Raw genomic sequence first — 13,217 nt, 5'->3', positions numbered from 1 at the left:
CGGGGTTCCGGAAGGGTTCAGCGCGGTCGAAATGGATAACAGCGCACGCTATGTCGCCACGTTCAACGGCAAGACCTTGCCGGGCTTGATCAGTTATTCGCTGGAACAGGGAACGCTGGTATTCGATTCGATCAAGTACGCAGAAAACGGCGTTTCAATTGAAGAGCAGCAAACAATTCGAAAAGTCCTTTCCAAAGTCGATTACAAGCTTTGCAACCAAGGCTGCGACATCAAGGCCGAAGGCCATTATGTCAGCATCGACAAGCAGCGCCGCACATTGAATATACGCGACTCACAGGAAGATTATCTCCGGCCGACCACGACCTGGGGGCTGGTCAATAACCAATCTCTGGATTTACGGGCCTCGTCCGACCGTTATCGCGCCATGAACGTCAGCGGGAATACCTGGATGGGCTTGCCGTTCCGCGGTTTCGGCTATATGAATTGGTACGCCAACCGCAGCCGCACCCGTGGCAACAGCAATGGCGATCAAGGCATTTCGTCCTATTTCCTGCAAAAGAACTTTGCGGGAAGCTATGTGCGCGCGGGCAAGCAGAACAGCCTTGACTATGCGTCCGGCGCGGTCAGCACCTTGCTGTCGCCCAGCTTTGACCACTTCGTCACGTTCGGCAGCCAGGAGCATCTCCGCTCCGACCGCGATGTCGGATCGCTGGTGTTGTTTTCCACCAGCGAAGGCAACTACGAGTTCTACCGCAACGGCCGCCTGATCCTGAAGCGGCCCGCGATCCTGGGACGCAACGAATTCAGCTACATCGACCTGCCTGGCGGCTACTACCCCGTCGAGATCCGGCTGGTGGACCGCAACGGCAATGTCGTGAACCGTGAAACACGGGACATCAACAACCTCAATTTTTCCAGCGGCGGCGGCAACTCGTGGCACATTACCGCCGGCAAGGACATGGAGGACGGCGGGCAGTTGTTCCAGGTGTCCGCCAGCCGGAACCTGAGCCAGTTCTATATGAACGCCTCGGTCGTGGCCGGCAATCGTTCACGCTGGGCGGGCGAGGTCAATGCCACCCGGCCCATGCGTATCGGCTCGACAGACCTGGTCCCTACCGTCGGCATACTGAGCGGCGAGCGCGGCACCGGCGGGTACTTCAACCTGACCCTGAACGACGACGTTTTGGGCAACCTCAGCGCAAGCCGCTACCAAAGCACCCAGGTATCGCGTTTTTATTTGGGCGCGCCCAGCACCACCCTTTCGTACAGCCGGAACGTCAAAGGAACCGTGCTTGCCTACAACTACCAGAAGCACAGCCGCGGCGAAACCCAGCAGGCCGAAGTGCGGTGGAACTACCACCCCAATGGATTGTGGTCGACGTTCTCGCTGGGCGTGCAAAAAGGCGGCTACATGCAGCGCGGCGGCTACGCCGTGTACTTCAATATGACCTGGATGCTGGACAAGACCCAGGCGAGCTTCCGCGCAGCGCAGTATGGCGGCCAGACGCAACTGAGCGGCGACTACCGCAAGGATTTCCAGGACAGCTACGGAACCTCTACCGCCGGGGTGACCGTCAGCCGCCTGGACCAGAGCAACAGCATCAACGCCTATGGCAGCCGTTCCGGCACGCGCGGCGATGCAACGTTGAACGTGGGCAACAGCGCCGGCAGCAGCAACGTGGACTTCAACTATCGCGGCATGGTCGCCGCCAATGCGCAAGGCGGCGCGCTGGGACGCTACAGCCCCAGCGGCAGCGCCATGCTGTTGAGCACGCCCGACATTTCCGGAACGCCATACGGCTTCAATGTGGAAGGCCATCCCGTTGCCGGCGGCAGCACCTACGCTGTCCCCCTAAGCAGCTACAACGATGTGGCGTTCGCCCGCGTGCTGAGCAGCAGCGAAGATATGGACATGAACATCGAAGTACCGGCGAATATCGTCCGCGCCCACCCCGGGCAGGTGTATTCCGCGCAAGCCAAGGTGGACATCAACATGGTCTACAGCGGCATCCTCGTAGACGGCGGCGGCAAACCGGTAGGCGGGCGGATCATGGAAACCGGAGACACTGCTTATCCCAACGGACTGTTCTCGATCGCCAGCAAAGCGGTACTGGCCAGCATCACGGTCGAGCAGCCTGGCAGACGTTACATCTGCGATTTAACGAACACGATCTCGGACAGCTTGTATCGCTGCAAGTGACCCGGCCCCCGAATAGGATTGAACCCATAATGCTTCGTACGATTTTTCTTGCCTTGTTCTATGCGATTGCCGTGATGCTGCCGCCCGCGCATGCCGAGGGCGAGCTGATGGTGATGCCGTCCAGCCTCAAGGTCTACAACAATCACGACCACTCGGTGAAGGTAAGAAACATGGGCGATGCGCCGCTCTATCTCTCCATCTCGGTGCAGAAGGTGATGAATCCCGGCGTGGAGCCCGAGGTCAAGGTGCCCATGGGCCAGGTCGATCGGCCCGGCATGCTGGCCAGCCCGGACAAGATCACGCTGGGCCCCGGCCAGAGCCGGGCCGTCAGTCTCAAATCGCTCTATGCACCCGACGCCGAAGAGCTGTATCGCGTCTATATCGTGCCGGTGCGATCGTTGCAGGTGCGGGAAGCGCCCGAAGACAGGATCACGGCCCCAATGTCCGTGTCGGTCGGCTACGGCGTCCTGGTTCGGCATATGCCTCCGCCCGCCAAGCAGCGCTCGGCATGGACCCATCGTTGTACGCCGGGGGGAGTACTGCTCGAGAACACGGGCAACGTCAGGTTGTTGTTCTCCGATGTCACGGCCGCCGGCGGCGCAAAGAAGAACTGGATGGCATTGTTCCCGGGGACACCCCAGCTGTTTCCGGGCAAAAGCCTGAGCCTTTCGGCCGACGACAAACGGCTGACGCTGGATTGCCGCTGATGGCGCGCCCGATAAAGCTGCGGCGCGAACCGGGGAAAGGGACCGCCCCGGGGCCGGGCGCTGAACTCCCCACAGGAACAGGAACACAAACCATGGCCAGCATGAATCGAACACAACGCGCCGCAAAATGGCTAGGCCTGACGCTGCTGGCGTTCCTGGCGCTGGGCGCGGGCAACGCCTTCGCCTTTATCCTGCTCTATAGCAATCTCAGTGACGGCTACAGCGGGTGTTACTACACGGACAATGGCAATGGAACCAGCACTGTCGAGGTGACCATCGCGTGGAAGCGCAAGGGCGGCCATACCGGCCCTCCCTCCGCCAGCTTTGTTTCACGCGGCGTACTGCTTTACACCTATGACGCCAATGGCAAGCTCAATACCAGCACGGCCGTGGCCAGCACGGTCAAGCTCCAGGGGCAGCTCCATTCTGACGCCTACAGCGGAATCGGTTACGTGATGTACCGCGGGACGTCCGGCCCCTGGCTCCAGGAAGATCCGCTGACCGCAAAGGTCACCGCGGTCATCAACAACGCCAGCGTCCAGCAATGGCCCGCCATCGGCATCCGTGCGGGCAACTATACGAGCCGCGACGATGTGGGGGAAATCAAGGGGTTGGCCTATATCGCGCCCAGCAACAAAAATGGCCAATGCCACATATTGGTAGATCCGGAGCTCCCACCGCCCCCCGTAGACGTGCTGATCGACATGCAGGCGCCTGACTGGGACCTGGGGGAATTGACTCGCGGCGTAGAGACCCAAAAGACCCTGAACGAGCCCAACAATCGGCTTTGCTTCACTTACAACGGCGGTAACTACGTCATCTACCAAAAGTACGTCATCACAGCCGCGAACGCGAACGGGCTGTCGCCTAACGGCGCCTACCAACTCCAGCATGCTGAATCGGCCGCCGCCACGGTGCCGTACCGGCTAACCCTGGACGACGGCAGAAACACCGTCCCCCTGCCCAATCCCAACAACATGGCGTTCAACCTGAACAGCAGCGGCAAAACATGCTTTGTCCCCACCTTCAGCGCGTCTGCGCCGAAGGATGCGAAAGGCGGCGCCTACAGCGATGTACTGACATTCACCATCGTGGCAAAGCCCTAGGACGCGCCATGAACCATCACTACTCCAACCGTCTCGCGTGGCCGGCTTCTCTTGGCGCCGCCCTGCTCATATTCCTGGGCCTGCTGCTGACGCCGCTGCAGGGCATGGCGGCCGGCATATTGCAACTCTCGCACACCGAAGTGCGATTGGAGCCTGGCGTCGCCGCCGCCGAACTCTATGCCGAAAACAAGGGCGATACGCCGTTGTTCCTGGACGTGGAGCAGAAGCTGCTGCTCAATCCGGGACGGTCGCCGGAACGCCTGGTGCCGATCCAACAGGTAGACCAGCCCACACTGCTGGTCACGCCCGACCGTCTGGTCCTGGCGCCCGGACAGAAGTACCGCATGACTTTGAAAACGCTGGCTATCCCGACCAGCCACCGCGTATGGCGGGTGACGTTCCGGCCCAGGCAACGTGTACTCGTCGAGTCCGGCGGGGAACATGCGGATTCCGCGCCTTTGATCATGAGTGTCGGTTATGGCGTGCTGATCTATCAGCTTGCCCCGGCAATCTAGTCCCCACACCTGGAATGATGCGACATGCATAGAAAACTCGCCACTGGCCTGCTACTGCTTTCGGGATTGCTACCCCTGCAAGCGTCTGCGTCGGAAGTCATCGTGAACGGCAAGATCACAAGCCGCGTCACGGCTTTCGTGAAGGCGTGGAACAATCTGTTCGTCACCGACGCGCAGGGGGGGTGGTTCGACCAGGGGCTGGTGATGCAGCAGCTCGGCGCCTGGGACACGCCCTATGAAGTGCAGGCACGGCTGCGCATCGTGTCCTCCTCCGGCATATTTCAAGTACGTCTGGATACGCCGGTACAAATCCGCAATTCCCAGAATGCTGCGCTGGTCTTTCGCCAACCGAAGGTTACCCTCGGCGCCGAAGGGCTTGAGCCCAAGACGCTTGCTGTCGGCCTGAATACGGAATTCAAGAATCCTCCCGCCCCTAACGAAGATGAGGACTCCGTCGGCTACTACGCCCTGACGGTCTCGGCCTATCCCCCGGAGGGAAATTTCAGGGATACCGCGGGCGCCTACAGCGGCGAATTGTCGATGACCTTTGAACCGGTGGCAGTGGATCCATGATGGCGCCGGCAACCGCTCACAGGCTTTCCATCGGTAGGGCGCAGACAGCCGGGAACGCCGTAGCGGGAAAACCAATGCAAAAACGAATAGGCTTCGCCCTGATGCTGGCGTCATGCCTTGCGCTGGCATCGCCGGCGTTCGCCGTGATCGATGTTCAACCGAAGGTAGTGGCCCTGCACGGGGAACCCACCACGGTGCAGATCATCAACGAAGGCGACCGCCCCGAGTACATTTCCATCACCCTGTCGCGCCTGCTCAATCCAGGGGTTGAACTGGCGGACGAACAGCTGGAACCCATCACTCAGACAGACAATCCGCCGCTCTATGCCTATCCCTTCCGGCTTGCGCTGGCGCCGGGCCAAAGCAAGACCGTCTTCCTGAAACCCCTGAAGCAGGTCGACCAGGAACAGGTGTATCGCCTGGATATCAGACCCATCATCAATCTGCTGGATCCCCGGCGGCAAGGTGTATCCGGCAACGTGGCGATCAGTCTTGCATTCAGCGCCTTGGTTCGCCAACTTCCGGAAAAGGAGATTTCCCTGCTCTCGATTTCCTGCGAGCCCGAGGGAGCACGGCTCAGCGCGACGGGAAACACGCGGTATCTGGTGCGAGGCGCGTCGGCAGATGGGCGCGAACTGGAACCCTTCAATGTCTATCCCGCCGTGCCCATCCTTCTACACGGAAGCCAGATCCGCGTTCCTGGCCAGCAGTCCTGCTCGCCCGGCGGCTCCAGATAAGGTGGGCAGATACCGCCACGACAATTCTTGTTCAACAGCGGTATTGAGGCTGTTCTTCACTGTGCAACCGTTCTGCCGAACTTGGACGCAAGAAACGGATAGCAGCTTTGGCTGCTGCACGACTAGACTTTCCATGACGTAATACACAAGGGAGTGTCGCCATGGAATTGGACAATAAGATTATCATCATTACCGGTGCAAGCAGTGGGATAGGCGCAGCGGCAGCGCGGCTGTTCGCATCCGAAGGGGCCCATGTCGTGCTCGGGGCACGCCGATCTGAAGAGCTTGAAGCTCTTGCGGAAACGATTAATCAAGCCGATGGCAAAGCCGTGTTTTTGGCCGGTGATGTAAAGGACAGGGGCTACGCCGATGCGCTGGTCGACCTTGCTACCAGCGAGTTTGGCGGCTTGGACGGCGCATTCAACAATGCCGGTATTGTGGGCCAGATGCAGCCAGTCCCGGATATGGGCATCGACAACTGGCTCGATGTCATTTCAGTCAATCTGACAAGCGCCTTCCTGGCAGCCAAGGCGCAGATACCGGCAATGAAGAAACGCGGAAAAGGCGCTATTGTCTTCACCTCGTCATTTGTGGGCTTTAGCAACGGCGGCATGCCGGGTATGGGCGCTTACGCGGCATCGAAGGCCGGATTGATCGGTTTGACGCAGTCGCTGGCATTGGACCATGCCGTCGAGGGCATACGCGTCAATGCCTTGCTGCCGGGCGGCACGATTACGCCAAGCGGTGGAGAAGGAAATCCGGCCGCTTTGGAATTCATCGCCAGCTTGCATCCCATGAAACGGATGGCAACCCCAAAAGAGATTGCGCAGGCAGCCTTGTTCCTGCTTTCTGATCGGTCCAGCTTTATGACCGGAAGTCCGATGACCGTAGACGGCGGAATGTCCGTTCGCTTGACATGATGGTGACCAAAACACTTCGTAAGTACTGAAGCGTATAGTAAAAAAGGCCGCAATCGGCCTCTGGCCTTGGCTACAATCGGCCGAGCCGTCGCTAGACAAGGTGGGGTCTATGCGGGGAACCTTAGCGAAATGATGATCAGTTTTCAAACACACTATGAGCAACAACTGTGCGGCCTCGTCGAGTCATCGGCGCAGCTTATGGCGGCGCTGCGGGCGGTTCACTCGCTTGGCTTGTCCTCATGGTGCATTGGTGCAGGCGCCATCAGATCGCTGGTATGGGATACTTTGCACGGCTTTCAAGAGCCCTCATATGTGGAAGATGTGGATGTTGCATACTTTGATGCAGATGCACCCATAGACCAGGATTCCAAGCTGCAAGAGCGGCTTCATAAAGCCCTTCCCACGCTCTCCTGGGAGGTGACAAACCAGGCCCATGTGCACAGGTGGTTTGCAGACACTCTGGGTCAAGTAGTTTCACCTTTGGTCTCTTTGGAGGACGGGCTGGCGACTTGGCCAGAGTATGCCACCTGCGTTGGTATTTACTTGGATGATGACGAGGCGCTGCAGGTCATTGCGCCCTACGGATTGGATGATCTGTTTGGGTTAAGAGTGCGGCACAACCCTCGCCGTGCGAGCGTTTCAACGTTTATGCACCGTGTGAAATCCAAGAAGTTTGCCGAACGATGGCCTCGGCTTTTAATCTGTCATTGAAGCGGATGTGCGTCCTCTTTGTGTCGGACTGCGTCAACAACACAGTAATCATGATGCTTGGCGGAGGTCATAGCGATGCCGCCTTGGGCGAACTTCGACACGGTGAATGGGTCGTTGCATCGCTGCACCAATCTCTGCAATGTTCCCGTGAGCCAGCCGAACCTGGGAAAGATCCGAGAATCGAGATCAGCGGTACGGGGGCGCCCTGCCCATTCAGCGGATTAAACCGGCCTATAAACCGGCATGAAATCCGGTTAAAAAATTGATAAATCTCACTTATCTATTTGATTTTAAAAAAAATAAAAAAATACAAACCGGTATTTTATCCGGTACAATACCGAGATGGATACCACGAGCATGGGCCCTATGGTCCCCGACGAGTCATCGCGACTCCTTGATGATGACATCTTGCCGCTTATCGCTGAAGCGAACTTACTCGCGGGCCAGATTCGTCCACTTCTCCGGGACTCGATCGGTGATCTCGTTCGCTCGATGAATTGCTATTACTCCAATTTGATTGAGGGTCACGACACTCATCCGCGCGACATTGACCGGGCCCTGGTCAACGACTTTTCTACCGAACCCAAGAAGCGTGATCTTCAGAAGGAGGCCGTTGCGCATATCCATGTCCAGCGGCTCATTGATACCGGGCGCGATCCCGATGCCTGGCCAGCATCCGCGGCATATGCATCTTGGCTCCATGAAGCGTTTTGCTCGCGGCTGCCTCCCGAAATGCTGTTCGTTACTGATGAAAAAACTGGGGCGCGCCTGGAAATCGTTCCCGGCGAATGGCGCAAGCGAGATGTGCAGGTCGGACGGCACGTCCCGCCGCCACATGAAGATCTACCCCGATTTATGGCGCGTTTCGACGCGGCGTACGGATCGCCGCCGCTGAGCAAATCCCGACAGCTTCAGACCGTTGGAGCCGCCCATCATCGCCTGCTTTGGATCCATCCCTTTCTTGACGGCAACGGCCGTGTCGCACGGCTGATGTCTCATGCCTTATTCAGACGCCTCGGGGTCGGCACCAGCCTTTGGTCAGTTGCCCGAGGCTTGGCGCGAGATGAAGGGCGGTACAAGTCGTTGCTCGCGCAGGCCGATAGACCACGCGAAGGCGATCTCGACGGTCGCGGCAATCTGACGCAACGTGGGCTGATCGAGTTCTGCAAATTCTTCCTAGATTGCTCAGTAGATCAGATCCGCTTCATGAGTGGTCTGCTCGAACCGGCGACGCTGCTCACGCGCATGGAGATCCACATCGAAGAGGAGGTGCGGGCGAAGCGCCTGCTCCCTGGCAGCTTTGCGGTTTTGCGCGAAGCTGTGATGAGTGGCGAGGTTGAGCGCTCAAAAATTCCTTCGCTCACAGGCTACGAAGAGAGAGGTGCGCGTAATGTCACGGCCAAGCTGGTCAAGAGGGGGATGCTCACGGCAGCGACTCACCGCGCGCCCCTGCGTCTGGCCTTTCCCTCCGACGTCGCTGACCGGTGGTTCCCCAATCTCTACCCTGCAAACGCTGGATCGCGGACATGACGGATAAGAGCGTTGAACTCACGCGTGTGGGCACATATCGCAACGCTCGCGATCTGAAACGGCTCTACGTTCTGATGCATCGCTACATTCGCACCGAGGAGGACATCAACCGCGTCGGAAGTGGTGTCTATTCGCCGACGCTGCCTCTGGTCGCCGCCAAGCGACGGACTGCTTTTGGCCGAAAATGGCCTTCTTTCCATCCACAGAAAAGCAGGGCGGCCCATTTATATATCCCCTCTTTTATGCGAACAGTTGCATAATCAGTTCGCACCATGCGGCTTGGCCGTCATATCGACGCCAAGCGCTCGCATCACGGCTAGAGTAGTCTTCAAAGTCGGATTGCCGCGCTCACTGAATGATCGATAAAGCTGTTCACGGGAAAGCCCGGTTTTTTGAGCTATTTCTGTCATCCCCTTAGCCCGTGCGACCACGCCAAGAGCCTTGGCAATATAGGCGGCATCGCCTGTTTCAAAGGCATCCGCCATGAAGAATGCGATTTCCTCATCATCTACTAAGGCTGTGGCAGGGTCGTAGGTTGTCAGTTTCTCAGTCATCTCGTTCACTCCATTCGTTGGCCAGCTTCTTTGCGGCAGCAATGTCGCGGGCCTGGGTACTTTTATCTCCGCCACACAGCAGGACAACCAAAAGGTTTCCTCGTCGCTGGAAGTAGATGCGATAGCCGGGGCCGTAGTGAACCCGCAGTTCGCTAACCCCGTCGCCTACCGATTCAACATCGCCTGGTAAACCTTCCGCCAAGCGCATTAAGCGCGCTGCGATGATGGTCCTTGCTCGTTTGTCACGTAGCCGGGCTTCCCACTTCTCGTAGGTTTTTGTCTGCTTTAGCTCGATCATGAGCCAAATGTAGTCTATAAACTACGTCTATGCAATCCAGCCAACAACCGTGGCGATGCAACTGGCGCTTTAGAGATGTCAGCAGGCGGGGAACCCGGAAACGCCGAAAGTACTGGTTGATGAAACAGTTTGTTGATAGCCGCTATCGCTATTTGTTAGCGCCAATTCGAGCCCACGATGGATGGCAAAGCCCGACCCTGAGCCGCCATTCAGCTAGAAGCTCGAAAGCCGTCACTCATTGGCCAACATGGCCTGAAAAACCTCGACTTCCTGCAACCCTATGTCATGCTAGGTCCCAAACCGTGCCATTGCGCAAACAGTAGCTCCCATTGCACATAGGCATGCTCCGTGCGTAGGATATAGTGTTTATACAAATTTGCTCGCGGATCTGGTCCAGCAACCGTGTGGTGCGCAACACAGGAGGGGAGGCGGGTTTCTTGGCTAGATTTAGCAATTGTTTTTACTCAGCAAACTTGCTGCAGGGCCAGGCTACAAGCCACTTGCGGCAATTTTTGCGTGCCAATTTAGACCGCAAGCGCCAGATTTGGCTTGCGCTTTTTTGGGGGCTACATTACGTTAGGCCTCAACAATCATCTTTGACTGCAGACTGAATTTATGGACTTCATCGCAGGCGTTGCAACTAGTATTGTTGCGGCACTTTTTATCTACATCTTTACAAGCTATTTGTGGCCTACTTTCAAGAACTCCGTGCTTTACAAGGGCGTCCGCGTTGACGGCACTTGGGAGATTCTTGAGAGCAGAGGTGGCACACAGAAGTTTGTTGGAAAAATTCGACTGAACCAGACGGGTAGTGTAGTTTGCGGAGAAAGCGCGAGATCGAAGGCTCGCGACGGTAAAAAATCCAATCGTCAGTTCTTGTACACCGGTTCAATTCACGCCAACCAGGTAACTCTGCTCTTTGAGGACAAGAAGGGAGTTGGATTCGACGTTGGTAGCTATCTCTTCATTGTCCAGAACGACGGGAACACCATGATTGGCATGGCCACATTTCACGGAAAGTCAGAGAATCGGATTGTTTCAGAACCACGTATCCTCAGAAAGGTGCTGAATTGAGCAAAGCGCGTCAGCCTAACAATTCATTCAAGCCGACGCCGCTTCGCGGAGCGGCTTAATTCAGGTGTTAGACCACTACAAACCTGCACGCAGGCACTCGCCTTAACAACTCAAATAAACCGTATTTCTCACATGGAAAAAATTGAATTAATCAATGGATTGGAGAGCTACAAGCAACGCCTTCTTGGCGAGGTTGTAGAAGCTTATCAATCAAGAGGATCCACTTATGGGAATGAGCGCTTCGCAGCATGGCGAAGTAAGTTTTCCAAATTCTTAGATACACACTTTCCGAGTGAAACATCTCGACTTAATGCCAAACTGACCCATATGGTTTTCATTGTTGGCCGGAGCGAATCTGATGTCCAGCGTTTCTGGCGAGAAGATGGTGAAATCTGTCTATCCTTCATAGACTCACTTGTCACCGATGTGACGAATGACGAGTACGATTTCGAGCACAAAGCAGTTCCGAAAGAAGAAAAGAAAAAAAAGCAAACCGCCAAAAACGATAAAAACAAAGTTTTTATCGTTCATGGTCATGATGAGCTAACAAAAACAAAAGTTGCTCGTTTCATTGAGAAACTTGGCTATGAAGCAATAATATTGCACGAGCAAGCCAGTGGCGGAAAAACCATCATAGAGAAAATTGAGATCTATACTGATGTTGGCTTTGCGATCATCTTGTACACACCGGACGATGTGGGTGGGCTCAATAAAGCGGAGTCGCCCAGCGTGCAAAAAAATCGAGCCCGGCAGAATGTCATATTTGAGCACGGCTATCTAATTGCAAAACTTGGCCGGGACAAAGTTGTTCCGCTGGTGGTAGGTGACTTAGAAATGCCAAGCGACGTAAGCGGGATAGTCTATGTCGCAGACACAAACTGGCAGATTGACGTTGCAAAAGAAATGAAGCAAGCCGGCTACTCCATCGACTTCAACAAATTGATGTAGTAGCTCAATCTGCGGCCTAACTGGGCGGTCAAACGTACGCCAACACTGGCCATGGGTTCGCCATTTTCATGGCTAGTGTCGGCACTCTTCGCCCTATCGGATTCCGGCGCCTCTTACCTCAAGCATTGAATGCCCGATTTTTGATACCGCCAGCGGCGGCTCATCACCGATTTTAGCCAATGACAAAGGGCAGAGTCCGACTTAAAGCGGACGCTAATTGCGGCGCTGATGCCCTTTGCTGGTCAGTAACAAAAAGTTGTCCAATTAGGCATGCGCTGATAAATTACCAACATCTACGTGAAGCAACGGTACACAGCCAACGGGCGCGGCTCTGCCTCCGACACTGTTGAATAATGTCATGCGCCTCACCGTCCTGATTCAGACATCTCCGCACATTATCTGGCATAACTGTCAGGGGCCCACAGGTCTTCTACCTATCACCACGTGAAAAAGAAAGAGATAAGTTCGATGGCATTTTTTTCGCAAGATCAGTTGGAAGCAATAGCGGGAGCGCTCGGCGATACGAGCGCCGGTCTTACTGGCACTGAGATTCAACATCTTCTCGCTTCGAGCAAGATGACCGATCCCGGCCCGATTACGAAAAGAGTTCGTATTTACAACGCATTCGCCGAAAGCCAAAACACGAAGCAGAACCGGACCCATGTACTGGCGTTCATCCGGCAAGCGATGAAGCCGGCGCGCTACAGCCGCGAGCCGAGCCGTTATGAACCGTTGCGCGCACTCCTCAATCAAGCGCTCGCGTTCGCAGGACTGGTCATCGACGAGGCCGGCGAGCTCAGTTCCGTGAAGGTAGCACGAACCCTGCCTGAAGCGCAGCGACGCGCACGCGAATTGCGGGCCGATCTTGAGGGTCGAGGCGTACATCCAGATGTTCTGAGATTCTGTCGTGCCGAACTTCTAGCCGACAACTATTTTCACGCTGTGCAGGAAGCTGTGAAAAGTGTCGCTGAAAAAATGCGGTCTCGGACCGGTCTCACTGATGACGGTGCCGCCTTGGTAGATCGGGTCCTGAGCGGTGAATCTCCATTGCTGGCAATCAATCCCCGCATCACGGTCAGCGAGAAGAGCGAGCAAAGTGGTTTCGCCAACCTCGTACGCGGAACATTTGGTATGTTCCGCAACCCAACGGCTCACGAAGCAAGAGTCCACTGGGCGATGTCGAAGGAGGACGCTGAGGACCTACTGACGGTCGTCTCCCTGATCCATCGCCGCCTTGACCGGGCCAACGTGCCGCCAAGAGTCTGAGAGTCTTGACTGCGTGCGCCGCAATGCCTCCCTCCGACGCAGCTTAGCGTGGCCATTGAATGTCCGCTCTTCAGTGATACATACCATACGACTGTTATTGTCCGACAACAAACCTGG

At 56.4% G+C, this 13,217-nt stretch carries 15 protein-coding genes; 13 read left to right on the top strand and 2 right to left on the bottom strand.

Annotated features, from left to right (window positions below):
- Positions 1–31 precede the first annotated feature (31 nt).
- The 10 genes from RE432_RS00610 to RE432_RS00565 all read left to right on the top strand — a co-directional run bounded on the left by RE432_RS00610 (position 32) and on the right by RE432_RS00565 (position 9,220).
- The gene (locus tag RE432_RS00610; RefSeq protein ID WP_310932986.1) at positions 32–2,161 is read left to right on the top strand and encodes a TcfC E-set like domain-containing protein; all 2,130 of its coding nucleotides are present in this window, start codon (positions 32–34) and stop codon (positions 2,159–2,161) included.
- Between the two features lie 29 nt (positions 2,162–2,190).
- The gene (locus RE432_RS00605) at positions 2,191–2,868 is read left to right on the top strand and encodes a pilus assembly protein (RefSeq protein WP_310931281.1); all 678 of its coding nucleotides are present in this window, start codon (positions 2,191–2,193) and stop codon (positions 2,866–2,868) included.
- A 101-nt stretch (positions 2,869–2,969) separates the two neighbouring features.
- Positions 2,970–3,974 (top strand): hypothetical protein, encoded by a 1,005-nt coding sequence (locus RE432_RS00600; RefSeq protein WP_310931280.1) that lies wholly within the window; start codon positions 2,970–2,972, stop codon positions 3,972–3,974.
- Positions 3,975–3,982: 8 nt separating this feature from the next.
- The gene (locus tag RE432_RS00595) at positions 3,983–4,489 is read left to right on the top strand and encodes a hypothetical protein (protein WP_310931279.1); all 507 of its coding nucleotides are present in this window, start codon (positions 3,983–3,985) and stop codon (positions 4,487–4,489) included.
- A gap of 24 nt (positions 4,490–4,513) precedes the next feature.
- Complete coding sequence (locus RE432_RS00590; RefSeq protein WP_310931278.1) at positions 4,514–5,062, top strand: hypothetical protein; 549 nt, start codon at positions 4,514–4,516, stop codon at positions 5,060–5,062.
- A gap of 74 nt (positions 5,063–5,136) precedes the next feature.
- Positions 5,137–5,799, top strand: a complete 663-nt coding sequence (locus tag RE432_RS00585) for a hypothetical protein (RefSeq protein ID WP_310931277.1) — start codon at positions 5,137–5,139, stop codon at positions 5,797–5,799.
- Between the two features lie 161 nt (positions 5,800–5,960).
- Complete coding sequence (locus RE432_RS00580) at positions 5,961–6,719, top strand: SDR family oxidoreductase (protein WP_310931276.1); 759 nt, start codon at positions 5,961–5,963, stop codon at positions 6,717–6,719.
- 129 nt (positions 6,720–6,848) lie between these two features.
- Entirely contained in the window at positions 6,849–7,430 is a 582-nt protein-coding gene (locus RE432_RS00575) for a nucleotidyltransferase family protein (RefSeq protein WP_310931275.1), read from the top strand.
- Between the two features lie 366 nt (positions 7,431–7,796).
- Complete coding sequence (locus tag RE432_RS00570; RefSeq protein WP_310931274.1) at positions 7,797–8,960, top strand: Fic family protein; 1,164 nt, start codon at positions 7,797–7,799, stop codon at positions 8,958–8,960.
- Complete coding sequence (locus tag RE432_RS00565) at positions 8,957–9,220, top strand: hypothetical protein (RefSeq protein ID WP_310931273.1); 264 nt, start codon at positions 8,957–8,959, stop codon at positions 9,218–9,220. The genes RE432_RS00570 and RE432_RS00565 overlap by 4 nt, the downstream gene beginning before the upstream one ends.
- Here RE432_RS00565 and RE432_RS00560 read toward each other — a convergent pair whose 3' ends face one another.
- Both RE432_RS00560 and RE432_RS00555 read right to left on the bottom strand, forming a co-directional pair.
- A complete protein-coding gene (locus RE432_RS00560; RefSeq protein ID WP_310931272.1) occupies positions 9,221–9,514 on the bottom strand; it encodes an addiction module antidote protein in 294 nt (97 codons plus the stop codon).
- Entirely contained in the window at positions 9,507–9,812 is a 306-nt protein-coding gene (locus RE432_RS00555) for a type II toxin-antitoxin system RelE/ParE family toxin (RefSeq protein ID WP_310931271.1), read from the bottom strand. The genes RE432_RS00560 and RE432_RS00555 overlap by 8 nt, the downstream gene beginning before the upstream one ends.
- A 615-nt stretch (positions 9,813–10,427) precedes the next feature.
- Between RE432_RS00555 and RE432_RS00550 the strand changes: the two genes are divergently transcribed.
- From RE432_RS00550 to RE432_RS00540, 3 genes are all read left to right on the top strand, one after another.
- Positions 10,428–10,886, top strand: coding sequence for a hypothetical protein (locus RE432_RS00550; RefSeq protein ID WP_310931270.1), 459 nt, complete (start codon positions 10,428–10,430; stop codon positions 10,884–10,886).
- A 132-nt stretch (positions 10,887–11,018) separates the two neighbouring features.
- Positions 11,019–11,834: a nucleotide-binding protein gene (locus RE432_RS00545; protein WP_310931269.1), complete on the top strand. Its 816-nt coding sequence runs from the start codon at positions 11,019–11,021 to the stop codon at positions 11,832–11,834.
- Positions 11,835–12,302: 468 nt separating this feature from the next.
- Complete coding sequence (locus RE432_RS00540; RefSeq protein ID WP_310931268.1) at positions 12,303–13,100, top strand: TIGR02391 family protein; 798 nt, start codon at positions 12,303–12,305, stop codon at positions 13,098–13,100.
- The last annotated feature ends 117 nt before the right edge of the window (positions 13,101–13,217 follow it).

The sequence above is a fragment of the Pusillimonas sp. SM2304 genome, assembly GCF_031628915.1.
Lineage (GTDB): Bacteria > Pseudomonadota > Gammaproteobacteria > Burkholderiales > Burkholderiaceae_B > Pusillimonas_C.
Note: the sequence above shows the minus strand (reverse complement) of the source record. Positions and strands in the feature narration are given on the sequence as shown.